Genomic DNA, 22,131 nt, shown 5'->3' on the forward strand with positions numbered 1-22,131 from the left:
AGAAAAGCTTGACACCATCTATTTGACGGCCCGAATGCTCCATACTTGAGCGCTGGCTCACGTTTCGGTCGGCAACTTTGCGGCGCGATCTCAACCGTGAGCCGGTCTGAACTGAAGCGGCCATCTTGGTTCGTATATCAATCGTCTAATGTCTGACGCTCTTCCGATCTGCAGCCGTCAGCAGAGCGTCCCGATATTCTTGGCATCAACTCGGGAAAACGGCAGCGTGCGCTCGTTATTTTTCGTTGAATGGCCGCTACGGCATGATGCGAGAGCGAACGCTAAACTCTACTCCTTAACTCCACAGATCACCTATCCCCCCTTGACCACCCACCTCCGCCCCGCCACCACCTCCGACGCCCCGCTCATCCTCCACTTCATCACCGAACTCGCGGTGTACGAAAAGGCCGAGCATGAAGTCGTCGCCACCGTCGCAGACATTGAAGCAAGCCTGTTCTCCGACGCATCGACAGCAACCGCGCTCATCTGCGAAATGAACGGCGAGCCCATCGGCTTTTGCGTCTACTTCTTTTCTTACTCGACGTGGCTCGGCAAGAAAGGCCTGTATCTCGAAGACCTGTACGTGTCGCCGAAAGCGCGCGGCAGCGGCGCGGGCAAACTGATGCTGCGCCACCTCGCGGCCATCGCATGCGAGACCGGCTGCGGCCGCTTCGAATGGAGCGTGCTCGACTGGAATGCGCCCGCCATCGGTTTCTATGAATCCATCGGCGCGAGCGCGCAAAGCGAATGGGTTCGCTACCGGCTCGCCGGCGAAGCGCTCAAGGCATTTGCCGCAGGCGACACGTCGAACGCTTCGCCCGTGGCAAAAAACGTCCCGCCCGCGACGTAATGGCAGGTGCGAAGCTCGGGGTCGTCGCCGAAATGCCAGCGGTTGTTCGAGTACACGCGGCTGTCCGCGTACGCCGCCACCACTTCGCCGATAATCAGATCGTGACGCTGGCTGTCGTCGGGAATCACCTTGCACTCCATCCACGCGATGCAACCGGCCAGCATCGGCACATCGATTTTTTCGGCGGCGAAAGTTCCGAGTTCAAAGGCTGAGAACTTGTCGACTTCGAGCCCCGCGTTCGTGCCCACGGCCAGCGTCTGCGCGGCGAACTTGCGGCTCGGCAATTGCAGCCCGAACACGCCGCTCGCTTCGATCAATTGACGCGTGAGCGTGCGGCTGTCGACCACCACAATCACCTTCGGCGGGTCGAAGTCAAGCGGCATGGCCCACGAAGCCGCCATCACGTTCGAGCGCCCGCCATGCGCGCTGGTGATGATCGTCACAGGTCCATGATTGAGTAACTGCGTGGCCCGCGGCAATGCCACGGGTTCCCGGGTAGCTTGCATACTTGGTTTCTGCCCGAAGGTCTGGTTTTGTCAGGGCGGCAGCCAGCAAGCCGCCGCCCTTCATGCGTCAATGCGGCGCTTTGCCATTGGGGACGGCGTCCACCGGCTTATGCTGCTCTTCCCCGAGGCCGGGGAAAAACGCGTTCCATGCGGCTCGCACGCCGTTCGCCGCAGTGGCCTCGGCGTCGATGGGCTCATCGGCGCCTTTGGCCTCGGCTGCGGGTGCGGCTTCGGCGCCGTCGGCGGTGGCCTCGGCGTCGGCTTGCGCCTTGCCGTCAGCCGCCTGCGATGGATCGGCGGACAGCCCGCGCCAGTGCGTGAACGCGTCGTCCGGCTTGTCGGTCCACTCGCCCTCGCCGAATTTCGCAAAGGCCGTGTCCCCGCTCGTCAGTTGCACCTCGTACCAGCCGTCGCGCGCGGGCGAGTGAGCGGCCAGTTCAAACCACGGGGTCGGTTCGATTTCCTTCATGTCATCTCCACTCGGATAAATCGTCATAGAAAACACACCAAAGGGAAGCTTCATGCCCGGACTGCACAGCCATCCGGCGACGCGCACCAGACGGCGCGCGGAACATGATGCGGGCGATCGGTCGACATCGCGTGTCCGGTGTCGCCGCGCATAAACGACACGATAGCGCGACATGGGCCGCGCGGACAAACCCAAAAACTTACGCGCGCCGCCGACGCGGTTTTTCGATGCCCGCAGCCAGTTCCGCGAGCACGCGGACGGCCGGCGTGAGCTGCTCCGCGGCGGTGTTGCCGTAGCCGATCACGAGGCCGTTGGTGCCCGCTCGCTGCTCCAGCGCGAAGCTGGACAGCGGCCGCGGGGCCAGGCCTCTGGCGAACGCGCGTTCGGTCAGCGTGTCGTCGTCGATGCCGGCCGGCAAGCGCAGCGTCAAATGCATCCCGCAGTCGCCGCCCAGAATTTCAGATGCGGCGAAGTGCTCTGTAAGCGCTTCGCGCAATGCCTGCTGCCGCTCGCGATAAAGCCGCCGCATGCGCCCAAGGTGCCGCCCGAATTCACCGCCTTCCATGAAATGCGCGAGCGCAAGCTGTTCCAGACGATGCCCGCCGCGCAGCATCTCGTACAGCGCGACTTCGGCATGCGCGGCGATGGCGGGCGGCAACACCACGAAGCCGATGCGCAGCGCCGGAAACATCGTCTTGCTGAACGAGCCGACGTAGAGAACCGGCGCGTCGTCCACGAGCCCTTGCATGCTTGCGATCGGCTCGCCGGAGTAGCGGAATTCGCCGTCGTAATCGTCCTCGATCACCCACGCGCCGCAGCGCCGCGCCTCGGCAATCAGCTCGAGCCGCCGCGCCACGGACAACACCGCGCCCGTCGGATACTGGTGCGCGGGCGACGTGTAAATCAGCTTCGGCGGATGCGCGGCCCACGCGCCGGGCGGCACGCACATGCCTTCTTCGTCGACGGGAATCGGCTGAACGCGCACGTCGCCCTGTCTGAACGCGGCCTTCGCGCCGCGATAGCCGGGGTCCTCGATCCACGCGACGTCGCCGGGATTGGTGAAAAGCCGCACACACAGGTTCAGCGCCTCCTGCGCGCCCTCGGTGATGATCACCTGCGAGCCCTCGCAGCGCACGCCGCGCGCCATCCGCAAATGCGCGGCAATCGCGTCGCGCAATGCCGGCTCGCCGGCCGGCGTGCCGTAGCCGAGCGCGAGCGGCAACGCGCGCTCCATCGAACGTTCGAGTGCGCGCCGCCATGCGGCTAGCGGAAAGCGGTCCAAAGCGGGCGTGCCGGGCGTCAGCGGCAACGCGCCATCCATGTAGGTGCGCGTCGCCTTGAATTCGCCGACGCGAGCCGCGTAGGCCACTTTCGGCGCGGCGGGTCGCGCGGGCGGCTCGGCGCGCGCCGCGCGGCTCGACAGCGCGGTCACGCGCGTGCCCTTTTTGTCGGCGACCACATAGCCGACCGCGGCGAGGTGCTCATACGCGATGACGACGGTGTTGCGCGACACGCCCATTTCCGCCGCCAACAGCCGCGACGACGGCAGCAGCGATCCGGCCGGCAGGCGTCCGCCGAGAATGGCCTGCTGCAGGCGCTCGATTAGCTGCTTTTGCAGCGGCGCGGTTTTCCCGGCGGGGTTGCCAGTGGCGCTGCGGTCGCTGTTGCCACGGTTCGCGGCCGTATGAGCAAGCGGACCAATAATCTCGATCATGACGGCTGGACCTATCGAATTCGATTGAGCTGGATCTTTTTAACATACCACGATTGCCGTATCGTTCTTCCATGATTTCGACGATCAACGACAACCACGACGCGAGGAGTGCACACATGGAACCGCAACGTAACGCCTTCGACCAGCCGATCGGCGCGCCGCTGCCCGAGTGGCGCGGCGCAAAGCCGCCAGGGCGCGCGCAGTTGGCGGGCCGCTATTGCCGGATCGAAGCGGTCGACGTCGACGCCCATGCGGCGGATCTGTTCGAAGCCTACGATTCGGCCGACGATGGCCGCGACTGGACCTATCTCGGCGTCGGCCCGTTCGAGAGTGCAGAGGCGTATCGCGAACATTTGGCGCGGCTCGCCGCATCGGCTGATCCGCTGCACTACGCGGTGATCGACAGCGCGAGCGGCAAGGCGGTCGGCACCTTCGCGCTGATGCGCATCGACCCGGCCAATGGCGTGATCGAAGTGGGACACGTCGTTTATTCGCCGCGTCTGAAGCGAACGCGCATCGCGACCGAGGCCATGTTTCTGCTGATGCAATATGTGTTCGACGAGCTCGGCTATCGGCGCTTCGAATGGAAGTGCGATTCGTTGAACGGACCGTCGCGCGCGGCGGCGCTGCGTTACGGCTTCACGTTCGAAGGCATCTTCCGTCAGGCGATTGTTTATCGTCAGCGCAATCGCGATACGGCGTGGTTTTCGATTATCGACAGCGAATGGCCGGTGTTGCGGCCGAGTTATACGCGTTGGCTGAGTGATGCCAATTTCGATGCCGAAGGCGGGCAAGTGGAAAGGCTGGCGGATTTGATTGCGCGGGGAAGAGCGGCGTCTGATTGAGTCCCGCTGATATCAGTTCGAACGATGAATTTTTGAGCCGGCTTTCGCGCCGGCTTTGCTTTTACATCGCCGCGCCTGGCTCGCGCTTGAACATGATGGTCGGCTGACCTTTATACGTCGTGCGAAGCTGCTCGCGATAGCCGGCCTTGTGCGCGACTCGCAGCGACGCTTCATTCTCCGGCGCGACGATGCATGCGGTTGCAGCGCCCGGCCATTTTTGATCGGCCCATTCCAACGCGGCGCGCACGGCTTGCGTCGCGTAGCCTTTGCCGTGCATCGCCGGACTCAAAGCCCAGCCCATTTCCGGCGTGCCCGCCAATGACGGCTCGATCTCGCGCTGAAAATCGGCGAAACCCACTTCGCCGACAAAGCGCCCGGTGTCCGTTTCGCGGACTACCCAATAGCCGTAATCGAGCAGCGCCCAGTGACCGGCATAGCGCAGCAGACGCGCCCACACTTCCTCACGCGCAAAAGGCTTGCCGCCGATGTACCGGACGACCTCGGGATCGGACCACATAGAGAAGCTGTCGAGGAAGTCGTCGCGCGTGTGTGGGCGGAGGGTGAGGTGGGGGGTGGTGAGGGTGGAAGGAGGCGTGGGCATTTGACTGAGCGGCGGCTCGGCGAGTGAGCTTGAAGATTGAGAAGTTGAACGTTGACGCTCAAAGACGTTGCGCTTGCATCATCGCAGATTCCTCGCGTCGCCAAATTATCGCGGCGGTTAGTTGCCGCCCGCGGCTCACGCCAACTCCAAAAACCGCCCCAAACAAGGATTACGATTCGCCGGCGACCACGCCAGCACCTGCTCGACCAAAGGCGCATCCACGAGCGGCTTGAACACCACGCCCGCAAGCTGCGCCTTGCGCATTGAAGCCGGCACGAGTGCGACACCCACGCCTTCATCGACGAGACTCAGCACCGTCTGCTGCAATTGCACTTCGAAGCGGATGTCGGGCTCGAAGTCACCCGAGCGGCAATGCTCGAGGATCGTCGCGCGCAACGTGGGCGCCACTTCCTCGGATGCCAGCACGAACGGTTCGCCGGCCAGTTGCGCGATCCTGAGCCGCCGCGCGCGGGCTCGCGGATGACCACGCGATAGCGCCACGCACAACGGCTCGCGCAGAATCGTGCGCGTCGCGAGTCCCTTGCCCGGCACATGCGGAAACATGATGGCCGCGTCGATATGCCCGGCCACCACCTGCGCGGCGAGATCGTTCGAGACGACCTCGCGCAGACTCAAAGCGACTTCGGGATACGCCGCGCCGAATGCGCGCGCATAACCGGGCACCACGTTATAGGCCGCGCACATCGTGAAGCCGATGGCGAGCTTGCCCGCTTCGCCGGACGCCGCTGCCTGCGCATTGCTCACCGCCTGCTCGACCGACGCGAGGATCGCCTTCGCATCGGCGTAGAAACGCTCGCCCGCGGCGGTCAGCGTGACGCTGCGCGGGCTGCGCTCAATGAGCGTCACACCGAGGCTCGCTTCCAGCGCCGCAAGTTGGCGGCTCAACGGAGGCTGCGACAAGTTCAGGCGCGCCGCCGCACGCCCAAAATGGCGCGTCTCGGCAAGCATCACAAAATAGCGCAGCGGCTTGATGTCGATCACGTTGGTATCCCCCTTTTCCAACGATGCATAAAAGGTATCGTCGAAGGCAAAAAACGGTATTTGATTGTATCAACGCAAATCACTACGCTGACGGCTCGCCCTTCTATCCGCGTTTATTGCCCGCGCGTTCCACACCGATGTTAGCCACTCTCGAGATTCTGCTTCCCGTCTTCGGCCTCATATTCGCGGGCTTTGCGTGCCGCCGTCGCGGCGTGCTCGGGCCCAACTCGGCATCGGAACTGAATCGCTTCGTGGTCTGGCTGGCGTTGCCGGCGCTGCTCTTCGACACGATGGCGCGCGCCACGTGGGAGCAGTTGTATCAGCCGGCGTTCGTCGTCACGTTTTCCGTTGCATGCGCGGGCATCTTCGCGCTGATACTCGTGATGCGCCTGCTGAACGGACGGCATCTCGCGGACGCGAGTGTCGATGCGATCGCCGCCTCGTATCCGAACACGGGCTATATCGGTTTTCCGCTGGGCATGATCGCGTTCGGCCAGGCGAGCCTCACGCCCACCACCATCGCGACGATCCTGGTCGCGTGCGTACTGTTTGCGGGCGCCATCGTGCTGATCGAAGTCGGCTTGCAGACGGAGCGCACGCCGCACAAACTCGGCCTGAAAGTGCTGGGCTCGCTGGCGCGCAATCCGCTGATCGTGTCGCCGATTGCCGGCGCGCTTTTCGCCAGTCTTCATGTGCCGTTGCCGCCGAGCGCGGAGACCTTTCTCAAGCTGTTGAGCGGCGCGGCCAGTCCGTGCGCGCTGGTGAGCCTCGGCTTGTTTCTCGCGGAAAAGCGTCCGTCCGAATCGGGCACGCGCGGCATTGCGTGGCTGCTCACGCTCGTCAAGCTGATCGCGCAACCGGCGCTCACATGGTGGCTCGCGGCGCGCGTCTTTCGCCTCTCACCCGCGCTCGTCGAAATGGCGGTCGTGCTCGCCGCGCTGCCCACCGGCACCGGCCCGTTCATGCTGGCCGAGTTCTATGAACGCGAGGCGCACATCACATCGCGCACCATTCTGTTGTCAACGGTAGGCTCCGTCGTGACGCTCTCGCTGCTGTTGCTATGGATGGGTCATCGCGCCTGAATCCAAACGCACGCGCACCCACAGCCGCAAAACAACGCGCGCTTTTCCAGCCACGCCGCATCACACGCTAAGATTGAGGCCGCCGGGCCCGCGCGACGCCCGGCGCGACAAGACAGTTTGCCTCGGAGAATCTGATGCCTGAAGAGTATGAAGTGCATGGTCCGCACGACCATGCGGTGCAGCACGCCGGTCACCACGACGCGGACTCTTTCGGGAGCCGCATGGCCGTGATCACGGCAGTGCTCGCGACGATCGGCGCGCTGTGCGCCTATCAAAGCGGCAACAGCGAAAACCTCGCGCTGTACTACAAGAACGAAGCCGCGATCAAAAAGACCGAAGCATCGAATCAATGGAATTACTATCAGGCGAAGGGCGAGAAGCAGAACCTTGCGGAGCTGGGCGCGGCGCTGTCCGCGGGTCAGTCGGACGAACACGCAAAGTTTCTCGCGGACGTCGACAAATATAAGCAGCAGAAAGAACCGATCCGCGCCAAAGCCGAAGAGATCGAAAAAGAAGTCCTCGATAACAATGCGAAGAGCGAAGTGCTGCTGCACGGTCACCATCGCTGGGCGCAAGCTACTACGCTGATTCAGGTGGCTATCGCGCTGTGCGCAATCACGTTGCTGACACGCAAGAAGTGGCTGCGCAATCTGTCTTTCGTGGTCGCGGCCGTGGGTGTCGCCACTGGCGCGCTCGCATTTTTCTCGGCTTGATGGGAGCTTCGTGTGATCGATAGTTCAGCCGTTCTCGGCGTGTTATCCGTGTATGTGGCCGGCGTCGTGATTCCAGGACCGAACTTCGTGGCCGTCGCGCATAAGGCAGCCTCGACCACGCGCACCGAAGCGCTCGCGGTCGTGGCGGGCATCGTGCTCGTTAATCTGTTCTGGGCAAGCTGCGCGATTCTCGGCGTCGGTATCGTGTTTGCGGCGTTTCCGTGGCTGGCGTTTGCCGTGAAGGTAGCCGGCGCGGCTTATCTGATCTGGTTCGGCGGACGGTTGATCTTCAAAGCCTCGGCGGGCAACTCGCAAGAGATCGCGCAAGCGCCTGGCGGCAGCCTTCGTCAGGCGTTCGCGCAAGGCTTCGCGACCAATATCGCCAATCCGAAGTCGGTCGCGTTTTTTGCCGCGGTGTTTTCGTCGGCGGCGCCGCCGCACGAGAGCGCCGGCACGTTCCTCGCGATGCTCGGCATGGTGTTCGTCGTGGCAAGCAGCTGGTATGGCTTTGTCGCGCTGACGTTGTCGCATGCGCGAATTGCATCGGCGTATCGGCGCAGCAAGGCGTGGGTCGATCGCGTGTGCGGCGGCGTGATTATCGCGTTGGGTGTGCGGCAGTTGATACGGTAGGGGGTTGGTGGGGGCGTATGTTCGCGGACCTCGCCGCATGACGCCGCGCCGCGTCCGCCCCAGTTTATGCGCACAAACTACGGCGCCCTACTGCATCGCCGAGCGGGCGCGCTCCAGCAGCAACTCACGCTCTCGCAAATTGCGCGTCATCGCCGCGGCGCGTTCGAACTCCGCGCGCGCTTCGTCCAGGCGGCCGAGTTTCGCGAGCAGATCGCCGCGCACACTCGGCAGCCAGTGATAGTTCGCGAGCGTGGCATCGGCGGCAAGTGCATCGACTATATCGAGCCCGGCCGCCGGCCCGAACGCCATGCCCACCGCGACCGCGCGATTCAATTCGACGACCGGCGAAGGCGCCACCTGCGCAAGCGCGTCATATAGCGCGACGATCTGCGCCCAGTCGGTTTCTTCCGCGCGATGCGCGCGTGCGTGACACGCGGCCAGCGCGGCTTGCAGCGCATACGGCCCGCTCGCGCCGCCAAGCGCATGCGCCGTGTTGAGCGCAGCCAATCCGCGACGAATCAGCAGCGGGTCCCAACGGCTGCGATCCTGGTCCAGCAACAGAACCGGGCGGCCCTGCGCATCGGTTCGCGCATGCATGCGCGACGCCTGAATCTCCATGAGCGCCACAAGGCCATGCACTTCGCTTTCATCGGGCACGAGACCGCTCAGCACGCGCCCGAGTCGCAGCGCTTCTTCGCTGAGCGCCGGGCGCATCCAGTCGTCGCCGGCCGTGGCCGAATAACCTTCGTTGAAAATCAGATAGATCACTTGCAGCACCGACGCGAGCCTCGGCGCGCGCGCGTCGGCCTGCGGCACCTCGAACGGCACTTTCGCCGCCGACAGCGTGCGCTTCGCCCGCACGATCCGTTGCGCGATGGTCGGCTCGGGCACGAGAAACGCGCGCGCGATTTCGTCCGTCGTCAGACCGCCGAGCAGGCGCAGTGTGAGTGCGACGCGCGCGTCCGTCGACAACACCGGATGACATGCGGTGAACACGAGCCGCAGCAAGTCGTCGCCGATGTCGTCGGCACGCGCCGCATCCAGCGCATCGACGAAATCGGGCACCAGATGCGCCTCGAGTGCGTCCATGTCATGGCCCAGTTCCTGGCGCTTGCGCGCGTGCAGCGCTTCCTGCCGCAAGCGGTCGAGCGCGCGATTTTTTGCAGTCGCCATCAGCCACGCTCCGGGATTGTCGGGCACGCCCGCGTCCGGCCAATGTTCGAGCGCGGACACGAGCGCGTCCTGCGCCAGTTCTTCGGCGAGCCCGACGTCGCGCACCATCCGCGCGACGTGGGCGATGACCTTGGCGGACTCGATCCGCCAGACGGCCTCGATGGCACGATGAGTGGCCAGTTCCGTCACAGGCTCAGCCCGCCGCCTTGGCGTTCGGGTCCATGTAGATCAGCTCCCAGATATGTCCGTCGATGTCCTCAAATCCGTGGCCGTACATGAAGCCGTAGTCCTGCGGCGCGCGCGGCACGCTGCCGCCCGCTTCGACTGCTTTGGCGACCAGCGCGTCGACTTCGCCCCGGCTTTCGCACGACAGGCCGACGAGTGTTTCCGTACTTTCTTTCGGATCGCAAAGCGATTTACGCGTGAACGACTTGAAGAGGTCTTTCACGAGCAGCATCGCGTAAAGGTTTTCACCGAGGATCAAACATGCGGCCTGATCGTTGGTGAATTGCGGATCGAAGCCGAAACCGAGCGCGCTGAAAAATGCCTTTGACCGTTCGAGATTACCGACGGCGAGATTCACGAAAATTTGCTTGTGCATGATGGAATCCAATAATCGGTTCGCTGCGGCTCAGCGGCAATTTAGCGGCGGCCCGCTTCCAGTTCACGGAAACGCTCAAGCTCCGGACCCGGCTCGAAGTCCTCGAGTTCGAAGAGTTGCCGCACTTCGATTTCACCATCGGCGTTTTCGCTGAACGGTGCGGGAAAACGCCGCGCCCATTCCATCGCTTCCTCGCGCGAACGCACCTGGATCAGCGTGTAGCCGGCAATCACTTCTTTGGTATCCGCAAACGGACCGTCGATCACCGAACGCTGGCCGCCGCTGTAGCGAATGCGCCACCCTTTCGAAGTCGGCTGCAAGCCGGTGGCGTCGAGCAGCACGCCGGCCTTCGCGAGTTCTTCGTGATACGCGCCCATCGCGGCCATGAGGGACGCTTCGGGCATTTCGCCGGCTTCGCTTGCGGCGGTTGCCTTCACCAGGATCATGAATCGCATCGCGGTTACTCCTTTGTCGTGATGTTGTAGAGAGCGTGCGGCGCCTTGGCCGCTCTTACTCACACGACGAGCAATGCACGAACGATTCGACAGCTATGATGCGTCGCCTAGGGAAAACCCCGAGTCAAAAGCCGTCGCTCGCTTACATGAAGCACGGGCCGAGCTTGCGTACCTCGACGGTGCACCACGTCGCCGCCGGACAGGCTTGCGCAATCGCCACGGCTTCTTCGCGCGATTCGCAATTGAGCAGGTAGAAGCCGCCGATCATTTCCTTCGCTTCGGCGAACGGGCCGTCGACCAGTTTCGGCTGGCCGCCGCGCACCTGCACGCGCACGGCGTCGCTGGAGGATGTGAGCGCTTCGGCCGCCAGCAGTTTGCCGCGCTCCTTGAGATCGGCGCCGAAGCGCACCATCTCGTCGTAGACTTCGCGGCCCTTGGCCTCGCCGCGTTGCGCGCGTTGTTCGGGGGGTTCGACGATCAGCAGCATATAAGACATGGCGTCTCCAATGAATGACGCTGCGGACCGTCAGCCCGGCAGTCGTATGACACAAATGGACGCGCTCATGCGAGCGCGGAAAGCCAGTCTAACAAGCGCGGATCGTTCCGGTAAACCTGCCTTGGTGGGTAATCGGCCGTCGGCCGTTGAGTTTTACGAAGACTCGTAATAGATGGACGGCAGGCGAATTGAGTTTCGCTGTGCGCGTGGCATTGCGCCGATTTGAAGCGGTTGCGAACGCGCTAACGTCTGCTTCAAACTAAGCGGCAGTCGGAAGAAGATTGAGCACTTCAATGTGACGCAGCACAACGATCAACAGACGCAAAAAAAACGCCCCACGTGGGGCGTTCTATCGTCTTCAACTTACCGACTCAAAGCACCGCTTCCGCGATCGCTCTCGTCCGCGCGGACCGCATCAAGCCTTCGATCATGCGCGCCTGGGCGTTCGCAATCTCGCTCAACGACGCCACCGAAAGTTGCGCATCGAGAATCGCCAGCGCCGTGCAGAGTCGCGCGTATTCGTCGTCATTCAACTTCCATGCGCCGGTTCGCTGCTCGCGCTCGTCGAGGTGAACCATCGCCGCGTGTCCGCTCTGAATATCGTCGAGCGTGTCTTCGCCGAGGCCGAGACGCGCGAGTTCCTGCGACACCAATAAATGCCGGCTCAACATCATGTGTAGATCGCGCGAACCGTGGCCGCGCTGGAACGCGTCGAGCGACGCATAGCACTGCAGGATCATCGCGGCGGTAACGGGCTCGTGTGCGCTGCGGCTGTGAGTGAGCGCACGCAATAGCGGCGACATGGCCGGCGCATTGTGTTTGCGGACTCGCGCTTTACTGGACATAGATTCAACCTCCTTCGCTAACTCTCGGCTTCGTCGCCACATCGGTACGATTTTCCGGCGACGAATGCCGCCGATGCGCCGGCGGCTCGACAGCCTCTAATGTGAGTCTGTGTAAGCATGATGGCAAGCCTTTATTAAGACCGGCTTAAACGGCGAAATTCCCGGTCGTGCGCCGCAAGTACAAAAAAAAACCCTGTTCCCGCGAGAGAACAGGGCCGGACAGGATGGAAGTCGTGCTTGCGCGTGGATGCTCGCCGACCTTTAACCATCGAAACTAACCAAGCTGTTGCTGCTTGTGCTGCTACTGCGAAAAGCAAAACGTTTGCTGCCTGCTTTACCGCTACTGCGAAGACTTTTGTTGCGACGTCAACTGCTTGTGTTATTGCTGCTCAAGCTATTACCGGTGCTGCAAAAACTGCAAACTGCAACTTGAAAAAAACGATCTGCTACTTCACCTGCCACTGCGCCATTTGCTTCTACTTCCTACTGCTTTACTGCCCTGCCGTGTCGACTGCCACGGCAAACTGCCATCAACGGTACGGTTCAAAACAACGCGGGGGAAGACCGCGTCGATGGGCTCGGTGATTTGTCGCTCCATGAAAAACAGTTTATGCGAGCGAGCGCTCGAGCAATTGGGCAAAAGGAAGGGCATTGCCACGCCTGTTTGACGAATGGACGTAACAATCGGGGACGCATGTGGAAGAGCACTGCGGGGAACGACGCGAACGGACACCGCCGCGCGCAAGTCAGAGCAACTCGGCGCGAATCAGAGCAACTCAGCGCAAGCGGACACAGCACAACGAATGCGCACGCAGCATCACGTAGACGCTGCATGCGCAACGATCAATCGACATCAGCGCGCGGCAAAGTCGCTGATCGTCAGCAGGACTTTTTCGCCCGGACGCGCCAGCATCTTTCTTTCGGCCACAGCGGTGATGCGCTTGCGGCCATCGGCGAAAGTTTTCAGCATGCGGTCTTCCGCGGCGCCGCGTTGCAGCCAGAAATACTGCTCCAGTGCTTCACGCGTGACGGCGCATTCGAGTTCCCGTCCTCGCGCCGAAAGCTGGAAAATCACCGCGCGCCCGTCTGGGGAGACGCTTGGTTCAAGCTCGATAATCTCCATGGCCCACCTCGCAAAGTTGCTTATGCCGCCCGTCGTATTCAACGAGCGACGCCGAACAAAACTGAATAGACACGCAAGCCCGCATCGGTCTTTCGGCTGATGAATCCGCTACTGCGCCGCCGCTACCTCAATCGTAAGCGAACGTGAAAACGCGTGCATGTCAGCGTGCCCCAACCGAAGCGCAGGCGAAACTGCACGCGCGTTCGTCAGCTCGGGCATACGTGGCGTCGCGCTCATCCACCGCGAGCGTTTCACACAGAAGTCATGCAATAGCGTACTCAAACCTTCGGACATCGCGTGTGTCCCGCCGCGCACTCCGCGCGACGCGGACGCAATCGCGAACCAGGAATGCGGCGGCCGCAATTCGTGGGACGTCACACCACGCGAATCGCGGAAACGCAGGCAGCCCGTGTCGGGATAGAAGACGAGCGTCGTCACGTCGCCCTCGATTGCGCGCGTCAGAACTTCGGTTCTCGGGTTCAGCATTGTTCGTCGTATGCCAGGTGGCGCCGTCTGTCGGCGTTTCGGCGTGTCGCGCCGCGAGGTCTCGACCTGCGCGCGTATCAATCCGCGGGTAAGGGCAAAAGCAAGGCACATGCCAATCTGTGTCGAACGCGCCGCGTCCGGTTTCCGTCGAGCACCATAAAGTGCAAACGTAGCGCGGTCTGCGAACGGCGAAGCATCGGCGGCGCTTGATGCGTCGCGGGTAAAGCCGCGGTGGTGCATCGTGTTGTCGACAGTCGCGTGAGCCGCGATACACGTCGATCAACTGCGCAAGCGAGCACGTTCACACGCCGATGCATGGTAAAAACGCGCTGGCAGCATGACAATTCGCGCCCATTCTTACTAACGGCCCGCGCGCCGACTCCCGACGACATGTCCGACCACCAACCTGCGATAACCCTGCGCCCCGCTTCCGCCGACGACGAAACTTTTCTCTTCGAGTTGCGCAAGGCGACGATGACCGAGCATCTCGCGCGCGTCGGCGAACCCGCGGACGACGCCGAGCATCGCGCTCGTTTGCTGCATCGTTACGACGCGGCGCGCGTGATTTGCGTCGACGGCACGCCTGCCGGTTTGCTCAAGGCGCATCGTTCCGATACCGAATGGCGAGTCGTTCAATTGCAGATCGCGCCGGCACTGCAAGGGCGCGGCATCGGCGAACGAGCGCTGCGCACGGTGCTGCGCGACGCCGACGCCGCGACCTTGCCCGTCACGCTCAAGGTGCTCAAGGGCAATCCGGCGCGGCGTCTTTACGAACGGCTCGGCTTCGAAGTCGTGAGCGAAGATGAAAGAGAGTTTCACATGAGGCGCTCGCCACGGGCGTCGGCGGAAACTGAAGCAGAATGAATGGCGGATAAGAACTGACTCCGCACGAGCTGACATGACCATTCACGAACGCGCGTGCCGACAGATGCGTTGATGTGAAGCTGATCCCAAGCTGATCCGACGAATATCGGCCCGCACGCGTCACATGTTCGTATACGAACTGCACCATCCTGGCGCGGCGACCTGCTTATCGCCGAACAATGTACAGCCGCCGTAGGCATCGGCGGCCTTGCCCTGAAACAGCGAACATGTGCTGCATTTCTGGTCCGCTGCGTATTGCGGATACTTCGCTTTGTCGACCTTCGACGCGTCTTCCTTATAGCCGAGCGCTTGCGCTTGCGGGTCGGTCTCGCTGAGTACATTTGCGTTTGCGCTGGCGGCGAAGCCCACGCGCGACATCATGAGCGAAGAGCCGGCGCTCACACTCATCAATAGAAAATGGCGGCGCGACGTTTTCATTGTTGTGCTCCGATGGTGGTCATGGCGCGTGTCATCGCGGGGATGAATCAACTGCAACGATTCTAGCGTGAGCGGCCATTCGCACGCACGCAACCACGCATGCTTACGATTTGAATGCACGCCGAGCGCTCGCGAACGCGACTCTCGTTTTGCGTTTATCCTCTTTGCTCGTTTCTCGCAGTGTTCTCCATCGCAATCGTTTGGTCCCATTCGGAGTTGAGCATGCAATACCGCAAATTCGGCCGCACAGGGCTGACTGTTTCCCGCCTGTGTCTCGGCACCATGACGTTCGGCCTGCAAACCGAGGAAGACGCTTCGCGCCGCATTCTCGACACAGCCGCCGATGCCGGCGTGAACTTCATCGACACCGCCAACGTTTATCCGCTCGGCGGCGGCGAGGACAACGCGGGACGCACCGAAGAAATCGTCGGGCGCTGGCTGAAGGGCAAGCGCGATCGCTTCATCCTGGCCACCAAGGCAGTCGGCAAAATGGGCCCTTCCGCGTGGGATCAGGGCGCGTCGCGCAAGCATCTGCTCGATGCCATCGACGCCTCGCTAAAGCGTCTCGGCACCGACTACGTCGACCTGTATCAACTGCATTCCGACGACGCCAACACGCCGCTCGACGAAACGCTCGAAGCGCTGGACGTGATCGTGCGTTCGGGCAAGGCGCGCTACATCGGCGTGTCGAACTTTCTCGCGTATCGGCTCGCGCGCGCACTCGGCCGCGCGGACGTGCTGCGCGTCGCGCGCTTCGTCTCGGTGCAGCCGCGTTATAACCTGCTGTTCCGCCAGATCGAACGCGAACTGCTGCCGCTCGCCGCCGAAGAGGAACTCGCCGTGATGCCATACAACCCGCTCGCGGGCGGCTTGCTGACCGGCAAGCACAAGCTCGATGCAGCGCCTGCGTCGGGCCGCTTCACCGAAAGCGTCGGCAAGGCGGGCGCGATGTATCAGGAGCGCTACTGGCATCACCGCGAATTCGAAACGATCGAGCGGCTCAAGAGCATTGTCGAGCCGACCGGCGAATCGCTCACGCGCGTTTCGCTCGCGTGGGTTCTGGCGAATCCACTCATCACGTCTGCGATTATCGGTGCGAGCCGCGCCGAGCAACTGAGCGACACGCTCGCCGCATCCGAACTCGTGCTGGACGACGACATCAAGAAGCAACTCGACGAAGCGAGCGTCGAATACCGTTGGGGCGATGCGGCGCGTTAAACGTGGCAGTCAGTATGGCGAGTGATCGCGAGCCGCAACACGCGCGCTGCGATCATCGCCCGTATCTGAGCACCGTGCTGGCGGCCGCGATCACATGGTCCTTCATGGCGGCGAGCAGCGCGTCTCTCGTCAGACCGGCCGGCAACGCATCCGGCGCGAGATCGAGCGCGTAGATCTGCACGACATAGTGATGCGGCACCTCGCCGACCGGCGGACACGGCCCGTAATAGCCTGGGCCGCCGGTGCGGTTCGTTCCGGCGACGCTTCCAGGCGGCGGCGCGGCTCCCTCGCCAAGCGCGGTCACCGAAGACGCAATGCCGTATAGCACCCAATGCACGATGCCGAGACCTTTGGCGCCATCGGGATCGAAGATCGTCACTGCATAACTCTTTGTGCCGGCCGGCACGTTGCGCCATTGCAGCGCGGGCGACACATTCCCGCCGCCGCAGTTATTCGCGCTTGCCGCATGCGTCGATTCGAGTGTGCCGCCATCGGCCAAACCGGGCGAGCTCAATGTGAAAGCCTCGGCCGCATAGGCGTGAGCAACGGCGAACGTCAGCATCGCGCCGACGCTCAACGAAATCATGCGCCGCGCAGCGCCAACGTAAGCCCGTCGAATCATTGTTGTTTGCTCCCGGCGATTCGCGCCAGTTGAGATCTATTTGAACTTCCCCGTGCGTGCATTCGCTTCGGGCAATTGCCGCGTTTCGCGCACCGACCGCGGATGCCATAAGCGCGCGCCGCCTTCAATACCCGCATCGTTCGAAACGGTTGCAACGTTCGCGGGCAAATCGAATGTCAGCCGCGCCGCGTTGCCGCCGCCAATCCATAGCTTGTCGTAATTCACGAGCGATTCGAGAATGCCGATCACTTTGTGAACACGCTTATTCCAGCGTTTATTCCCGGCTTTTTCGCGTGCTGCGTCGCCGATGTACTCGTCGTAAGCCACGCCTTTCTTGCTGACTGGATGATGCGCGAGTTCGAGATGAGGCATCAACTCGCCGTCGCGAAAGAGCGCGGTTCCCGCGCCGGTGCCGAGCGTCAACACGAATTCGATGCCCTTGCCTTCTATCGCGGCGAAGCCCTGCATCTCGGCGTCGTTGATCATGCGCGCGGGCAAGCCGCCCAATTTTTGCGCGAGCAGATCGGCAAGCGCAAAGTCGCGCCATCCTTCCACGCCGAAATGCGGCGCGGTCAGAATGCGGTTGTTGCGGACCACGCCGGGAAAGCCGATCGACATCAACTGCGCCGGCGCCTTCGCGATCAATGGCTCGACGAGTTTTGCCAACGCATCGACGAGTTGCTGCGGCGTGCACGGATGCGGCGTCGCCACGCGCAATCGCTCGGTTTGCATCTGACCGTTTGCGTCGATGATCGCCGCTTTCAGGCCAGTGCCGCCGACGTCGATTGCAAGAATCCGTTCGTTACGCGTTGCTGCCTTGTCTTTCGATGCCGCCATGTTGCCCCCCGTTGATGTGGTTTTACCGAGCGCGTTCACTTCTTTTCGATTGCATTGGTCTTTAATGGCCGCCACGCGCGGCCGTCGCGTGCGAGCAGCGCATCGGCTTCGGCGGGCCCCTCACTGCCGGCCGCATAGCCGTGCACGGGCATCGCGCCGCCCGTCTTCGGATGCAGCACATCGTCCACCGCGCACCAGCTCGTCTCGATGCTGTCGGCGCGCTGAAACAGCGTCTCGTCGCCGAGCATGCAGTCGTACAGCAGCGTTTCATAGCCGACGTTCGCGCGCTCCGCGAAAAAGTCTCCATAGTTGAACGAAGAATGCACCGGGCCGATCTGCATCACCGGGCCCGGCGTCTTGACGTTGAAGTCGAAGCTCGTGCCGTGCGCGGGATCGATACGCAGCGTCAGCACGTTCGGCGTGAGCGCGTCGACGGGCGTGTCGCGAAACAGACGGAACGGCACCGGCTTCAGTTGCACGGAGATTTCAGTGCGCCGCACGGCGAGCCGCTTGCCCGTGCGCAAATAGAAAGGCACGCCGGCCCAGCGCCAGTTTTCGACGAACACGCGCGCGGCCGCATACGTTTCTGTCTTGCTGTCCGGCGCGACGTCCGGTTCCTCGCGATAACCCACGCCCGCAGCGCCCTTTTCGTATTGACCGAACACGACGTCGTTCGGCGTGAGCGGCAAGATCGCGTCGAAGATCTCGGCTTTTTTATTGCGCACGGCTTCGGCGTCGAACGAATTGGGCGGCTCCATCGCGACCATGCCGAGCAACTGGAACAGGTGGTTCGGCACCATGTCGCGAAACGCGCCGGTCTGCTCGTAGAACTTACCGCGTCCTTCCACGCCGATCGTTTCAGCCGCCGTGATCTGCACGCTGTCGATATATTCGCGCCGCCACACAGGCTCGAATAACGCGTTCGCGAAGCGCACGGCAAGAATGCTTTGCACCGTGTCCTTGCCGAGAAAATGATCGATGCGATAGATCTGCGATTCCTTCGCATGCGAAAGAATGTGCGCGTTCAGATCGCGCGCCGATGCGAGGTCGGTGCCGAACGGCTTTTCGATCACGATGCGGCGAAAGCCGCTGTCCTCTTTCAGCAAACCGGTCTCGCCCAGATGTTCGACGATCGGTTTGAAAAAGCGCGAGCCCACGGCCAGATAAAAGATCACATTGCCGCCGGGCGCCTGAGCGAGCGTTTGCTTCAGACGCGCGAAGGTGTCGGGCGTGTCGAAATCGCCGGCCATGTAGGTGAGGCGCTGCGCGACCCAATCCCATGCGCTGTCGTCGAGCTTACCGGCGTGGAAAGTGCTGGCTTTGTCGGCGGCGAATTTTTGCAGCGACTGGTGCAGCTCCTCGCACCATGCGCTCGTTTCGCGCTCGCCGTGATTCACGCCGACAATCTGCATGCCGCCGTCGAGCAGGCCATCCACGGCGAGGTTGTAGAGCGCGGGCATCAGAAGGCGCTTGGTGAGGTCGCCGCCCGCGCCGAAGATGACCAGCGTGCATGGCGGCGCCGGACGCTTGCCGGCGGGCGACGGCGGCTCGCCGTGCGCGCTTGCACTCACTTTGCAACTGCGCGGCGCGGCAAGGTTGCCGTTGGCATCCGCGTTCGGAGAATTAGCGGCTTGGGGATTCGATGGAGTCGACATGGGATTCACTCGAGTAAGCCAATGAAACGGACGTGGCAATAGAGAGAAGACCGCGCCCGCCCCCACACAGTTCAACAACGGTCACGCGCTATTTGACCGCACTGCTCGCCAGCGCGGAAACCGTTTCAGGTTCGACCGCGGGCTCCGTGGGCCGCGCCGGAGCCGACGGCGCTGCCGGAATCGGCGCGCGCCCAGGCTCGCCCGCAAGCGGCACGCTGCCCGATGCGGCCATCTCACGCGGTTGCAGCAGCAATGCGACAAGCCCGGTCCAACCGGTTTGATGCGAAGCGCCGACGCCGCGCCCGTTGTCGCCGTGGAAGTATTCGTGGAACAGAATCAGATCGCTCGAACGCGGGTCCGCTTGCAGCAACGGGTAGGCGCCCATGACCGGACGCTCGCCGTCACGGTTCTTGAGGAACAGCGTGGTCGCGCGGCGCGCGAGTTCATCGGCGATTTCGGACAGCGACAAGGTCTTTCCCGAGCCCGTCGGATATTCGACGCGGAATTCGTCGCCGTAATAGCGGTGAAATTCGTAGAGCGATTCGATCAACAGATAATTGACGGGCATCCACACCGGACCGCGCCAGTTCGAATTGCCGCCGAACACGCGCGTATCCGATTCAGCCGGCAGATATTTGACCGTGAAGCTGTTGCCGTTGTGATCGAACACGAACGGATGATCGCGGTGGTATCGCGACAGTGCGCGCACGCCGTGATCGGAGAGAAATTCGCTTTCGTCGAGTGCGCGCCGCAACAGCGCTTTCATCCGATGTCCGCGCAACACCGACAGCAGCAGCGCATTGCCCTTACCCGGCTCGTTCCAGCGCGAGACGAGTTTCGCGAGATCCGGCCGATGCTTGAGGAACCACACGAGCCGCTCGCGCAATCCGGGCAATTCGCCATGCAGGCGCTCTTCGAGTACATGCACCGCGAAAAGCGGAATGAGCCCGACGATCGAGCGCACGCGCATTGGAACACTGGTGCCGTCGGGCAGGCGCAGCTTGTCGTAGAAGAACTCGTCCTCGCTGTCCCACAGTCCGGTATCGCAGCCGTCGTCGCAACTCACGGCTTGCGCGATATACAGGAAGTGCTCGAAGAACTTTACGCCGATGTCGACAAACACATGGTTCGCATACGCAAGTTCCAGCGCGATACGCATGAGGTCGAGTGCGTACGCGGCCATCCACGCGGTGCCGTCCGCCTGATCGATGTGGCCGCCCGTGGGCAGCGGCGACGAACGATCGAAGATGCCCACGTTGTCGAGCCCAAGAAAACCGCCCTGAAAGATGTTGTGACCGTCGGCGTCCTTGCGGTTCACCCACCACGAAAAGTTGAGCAGCAGCTTATGAAAAATGAGTTCCAGAAAATCGCGATCGGGCTTGCCGGTGAGCGCGCGGTCGATCTCGTACACGCGCCACGCGGCCCACGCGTGAACCGGCGGATTGGCATCGCCTAGCGCCCACTCGTAAGCGGGCAGTTGTCCATTCGGATGCTGATAGCGGTCTTTCACCAGCAGCAGCAATTGACGTTTCGCGAAGGCGGGGTCGATTAACGCAAACGCCGCCGCATGAAACGCGAGATCCCACGACGCGTACCACGGGTACTCCCACTTGTCCGGCATCGACACGATGTCCGCATTGCACAGGTGCATCCAGTCCGCGTTGCGTCCACGTTTGCGCGCGGCCGCCGGTTGAGGCTGCAACGGATCGCCTTCGATCCAGCGATGCACGTCGTACCGGTAGTACTGCTTCGACCACAGCATGCCCGCGAGCGCCTGGCGCTGCACGAGACGCGCGTCCGGGTCGTTCATGTCGCGTTGCAGCGCGCCGTAAAATTCGTCGGCTTCGGCGATACGCTTTGCAAAGAGTGCGTCCGCGTCGAACGGCACTTCGTCGGGCGTCGCCTCCGGACGCCAGCGCATATACACGACCGCGCGCCCATGCGGACCGAGTTCGATTGGCGCATGCGCGCCCGCCTTCGTGCCGCGATCGCGACGCACCGCGTGCTGATCGCCATGCACGAGGTAATCGTTGAAGCCGTCCTTGAACGGACCCTCGCCTTCCATATTGAAGAGGCGCTTTACGTTCGTGTCGTTCTCGCAGAATAGCCACGCGATTTGCGGCGCGTCCTTCGACCACGCGGTGACGACAATCGGTTCATGTCCATGCTGATGGCCGATCAACTGCGCGCGGCCTTCGTGGTCCGTGCCTGCGGCAAGCGACGGCTTGTCCGTGTTCGGTTTCCACGACCACGAATTGCGCGCCCAGATTTGCGGCAGCACATCGAGCGATGCGGGTTCGTCCGCGCGATTCTCGATTGTGACGCGCATCACGATATCGTCGGGCGCGTGCTTCGCGTATTCGACCTGCACGTCGAAGTAACACAAGTCGTCGAACACGCCCGTATCGAGAATTTCGTACTCCGGCATGTCGCCGCCGCGCCGCGCGTTTTCCTCGATCAGATCCTGATACGGATAAGCCGCGTGCGGGTACTTGTACAGCATGCGCATGTACGAATGCGTCGGCGTGCCGTCGAGATAGAAGTACAGCTCCTTCACGTCCTCGCCGTGATTGCCCTGCGCGTTCGTGACACCGAAGAGCCGCTCTTTCAGGATCGGGTCTTTGCGATTCCACAGCGCAAGCGACACGCACCAGCTCAGCGTGTCGTCGCCGAAACCGGCAATGCCGTCCTCGCCCCAACGGTATGCGCGGCTGCGCGCATGGTCGTGCGGAAAGTAGTCCCACGCAGTGCCGTCCGCGCTGTAATCCTCGCGCACGGTGCCCCATTGACGCTCGCTGAGGTAGGGGCCCCAGCGCTGCCAGTGGGCACAATCCGCCGAATGCAGACGTGAACCTTCAACAGTGGCGAACAGATTCGCAGCGCGCAGCGGTGGCATGACAGCTTCC

Annotated in this window: 23 protein-coding genes; 7 read left to right on the plus strand and 16 right to left on the minus strand. The window is 62.6% G+C overall.

From position 1 onward, the window contains the following. Window positions 1–322 precede the first annotated feature (322 nt). Entirely contained in the window at window positions 323–850 is a 528-nt protein-coding gene (locus CUJ91_RS29645) for a GNAT family N-acetyltransferase (RefSeq protein ID WP_029967164.1), read from the plus strand. On the opposite strand, the gene CUJ91_RS29650 is transcribed toward CUJ91_RS29645, so the two are convergent. The 3 genes from CUJ91_RS29650 to pdxR all read right to left on the minus strand — a co-directional run bounded on the left by CUJ91_RS29650 (window position 757) and on the right by pdxR (window position 3,539). Continuing rightward, entirely contained in the window at window positions 757–1,356 is a 600-nt protein-coding gene (locus CUJ91_RS29650; RefSeq protein WP_029967167.1) for a flavin reductase family protein, read from the minus strand. The two genes, CUJ91_RS29645 and CUJ91_RS29650, sit on opposite strands and share 94 nt — an antisense overlap. A gap of 67 nt (window positions 1,357–1,423) precedes the next feature. Further along, window positions 1,424–1,825, minus strand: coding sequence for a hypothetical protein (locus CUJ91_RS29655; RefSeq protein WP_006047331.1), 402 nt, complete (start codon window positions 1,823–1,825; stop codon window positions 1,424–1,426). Window positions 1,826–2,024: 199 nt separating this feature from the next. Next, on the minus strand, window positions 2,025–3,539 hold the full coding sequence (gene pdxR, locus CUJ91_RS29660) for a MocR-like pyridoxine biosynthesis transcription factor PdxR (protein ID WP_114157819.1): 1,515 nt from the start codon (window positions 3,537–3,539) through the stop codon (window positions 2,025–2,027). 116 nt (window positions 3,540–3,655) lie between these two features. Between pdxR and CUJ91_RS29665 the strand changes: the two genes are divergently transcribed. After that, complete coding sequence (locus CUJ91_RS29665) at window positions 3,656–4,384, plus strand: GNAT family N-acetyltransferase (RefSeq protein WP_114158104.1); 729 nt, start codon at window positions 3,656–3,658, stop codon at window positions 4,382–4,384. A gap of 61 nt (window positions 4,385–4,445) precedes the next feature. Here CUJ91_RS29665 and CUJ91_RS29670 read toward each other — a convergent pair whose 3' ends face one another. Together CUJ91_RS29670 and CUJ91_RS29675 are read right to left on the minus strand one after the other, a co-directional pair. Then, entirely contained in the window at window positions 4,446–4,985 is a 540-nt protein-coding gene (locus tag CUJ91_RS29670) for a GNAT family N-acetyltransferase (RefSeq protein ID WP_053859813.1), read from the minus strand. A gap of 135 nt (window positions 4,986–5,120) precedes the next feature. Continuing rightward, window positions 5,121–5,987 (minus strand): LysR family transcriptional regulator, encoded by an 867-nt coding sequence (locus tag CUJ91_RS29675; protein WP_114157820.1) that lies wholly within the window; start codon window positions 5,985–5,987, stop codon window positions 5,121–5,123. A gap of 137 nt (window positions 5,988–6,124) precedes the next feature. Between CUJ91_RS29675 and CUJ91_RS29680 the strand changes: the two genes are divergently transcribed. The 3 genes from CUJ91_RS29680 (at window position 6,125) to CUJ91_RS29690 (ending at window position 8,412) form a co-directional block, all read left to right on the plus strand. Then, complete coding sequence (locus CUJ91_RS29680) at window positions 6,125–7,069, plus strand: AEC family transporter (protein WP_114157821.1); 945 nt, start codon at window positions 6,125–6,127, stop codon at window positions 7,067–7,069. A 134-nt stretch (window positions 7,070–7,203) separates the two neighbouring features. Continuing rightward, window positions 7,204–7,782, plus strand: a complete 579-nt coding sequence (locus tag CUJ91_RS29685) for a DUF4337 domain-containing protein (protein WP_006047337.1) — start codon at window positions 7,204–7,206, stop codon at window positions 7,780–7,782. 12 nt (window positions 7,783–7,794) lie between these two features. Continuing rightward, a complete protein-coding gene (locus tag CUJ91_RS29690) occupies window positions 7,795–8,412 on the plus strand; it encodes a LysE family translocator (RefSeq protein ID WP_114157822.1) in 618 nt (205 codons plus the stop codon). 87 nt (window positions 8,413–8,499) lie between these two features. Here the strand turns inward: CUJ91_RS29690 and CUJ91_RS29695 are convergent, their stop codons facing one another. The 6 genes from CUJ91_RS29695 to CUJ91_RS29720 all read right to left on the minus strand — a co-directional run bounded on the left by CUJ91_RS29695 (window position 8,500) and on the right by CUJ91_RS29720 (window position 13,105). Beyond that, window positions 8,500–9,774 (minus strand): RNA polymerase sigma factor, encoded by a 1,275-nt coding sequence (locus CUJ91_RS29695; protein ID WP_114157823.1) that lies wholly within the window; start codon window positions 9,772–9,774, stop codon window positions 8,500–8,502. A gap of 4 nt (window positions 9,775–9,778) precedes the next feature. Next, the gene (locus tag CUJ91_RS29700) at window positions 9,779–10,186 is read right to left on the minus strand and encodes a VOC family protein (RefSeq protein ID WP_006047340.1); all 408 of its coding nucleotides are present in this window, start codon (window positions 10,184–10,186) and stop codon (window positions 9,779–9,781) included. Window positions 10,187–10,227: 41 nt separating this feature from the next. After that, window positions 10,228–10,641 carry a YciI family protein gene (locus tag CUJ91_RS29705; RefSeq protein WP_114157824.1) on the minus strand — a complete coding sequence of 138 codons (414 nt, stop codon included), beginning with the start codon at window positions 10,639–10,641 and terminating at the stop codon, window positions 10,228–10,230. Between the two features lie 142 nt (window positions 10,642–10,783). Beyond that, window positions 10,784–11,137, minus strand: a complete 354-nt coding sequence (locus CUJ91_RS29710; protein WP_006047342.1) for a YciI family protein — start codon at window positions 11,135–11,137, stop codon at window positions 10,784–10,786. Between the two features lie 371 nt (window positions 11,138–11,508). Further along, window positions 11,509–11,982, minus strand: a complete 474-nt coding sequence (locus CUJ91_RS29715; RefSeq protein WP_114157825.1) for a hypothetical protein — start codon at window positions 11,980–11,982, stop codon at window positions 11,509–11,511. Window positions 11,983–12,835: 853 nt separating this feature from the next. Next, window positions 12,836–13,105: a DUF1488 family protein gene (locus CUJ91_RS29720; RefSeq protein ID WP_006047345.1), complete on the minus strand. Its 270-nt coding sequence runs from the start codon at window positions 13,103–13,105 to the stop codon at window positions 12,836–12,838. Between the two features lie 876 nt (window positions 13,106–13,981). Here CUJ91_RS29720 and CUJ91_RS29730 point away from each other — a divergent pair. Then, entirely contained in the window at window positions 13,982–14,455 is a 474-nt protein-coding gene (locus CUJ91_RS29730) for a GNAT family N-acetyltransferase (protein WP_114157826.1), read from the plus strand. A 120-nt stretch (window positions 14,456–14,575) separates the two neighbouring features. On the opposite strand, the gene CUJ91_RS29735 is transcribed toward CUJ91_RS29730, so the two are convergent. Continuing rightward, window positions 14,576–14,893, minus strand: coding sequence for a high-potential iron-sulfur protein (locus tag CUJ91_RS29735; RefSeq protein WP_006047348.1), 318 nt, complete (start codon window positions 14,891–14,893; stop codon window positions 14,576–14,578). 222 nt (window positions 14,894–15,115) lie between these two features. Between CUJ91_RS29735 and CUJ91_RS29740 the strand changes: the two genes are divergently transcribed. Beyond that, on the plus strand, window positions 15,116–16,111 hold the full coding sequence (locus tag CUJ91_RS29740) for an aldo/keto reductase (RefSeq protein WP_006047349.1): 996 nt from the start codon (window positions 15,116–15,118) through the stop codon (window positions 16,109–16,111). Between the two features lie 52 nt (window positions 16,112–16,163). Here CUJ91_RS29740 and CUJ91_RS29745 read toward each other — a convergent pair whose 3' ends face one another. The 4 genes from CUJ91_RS29745 to CUJ91_RS29760 form a co-directional block, all read right to left on the minus strand. Beyond that, on the minus strand, window positions 16,164–16,733 hold the full coding sequence (locus CUJ91_RS29745) for a YbhB/YbcL family Raf kinase inhibitor-like protein (protein WP_114157827.1): 570 nt from the start codon (window positions 16,731–16,733) through the stop codon (window positions 16,164–16,166). Window positions 16,734–16,769: 36 nt separating this feature from the next. Then, window positions 16,770–17,570, minus strand: a complete 801-nt coding sequence (locus tag CUJ91_RS29750; protein ID WP_006047351.1) for an ROK family protein — start codon at window positions 17,568–17,570, stop codon at window positions 16,770–16,772. 35 nt (window positions 17,571–17,605) lie between these two features. Further along, window positions 17,606–19,225 (minus strand): glucose-6-phosphate dehydrogenase, encoded by a 1,620-nt coding sequence (gene zwf, locus CUJ91_RS29755; protein ID WP_114157828.1) that lies wholly within the window; start codon window positions 19,223–19,225, stop codon window positions 17,606–17,608. An 88-nt stretch (window positions 19,226–19,313) separates the two neighbouring features. After that, window positions 19,314–22,121, minus strand: coding sequence for an MGH1-like glycoside hydrolase domain-containing protein (locus tag CUJ91_RS29760; RefSeq protein WP_114157829.1), 2,808 nt, complete (start codon window positions 22,119–22,121; stop codon window positions 19,314–19,316). Between the last annotated feature and the right edge of the window lie 10 nt (window positions 22,122–22,131).

It is taken from the genome of Paraburkholderia graminis, from assembly GCF_003330785.1.
Lineage (GTDB): Bacteria > Pseudomonadota > Gammaproteobacteria > Burkholderiales > Burkholderiaceae > Paraburkholderia > Paraburkholderia graminis.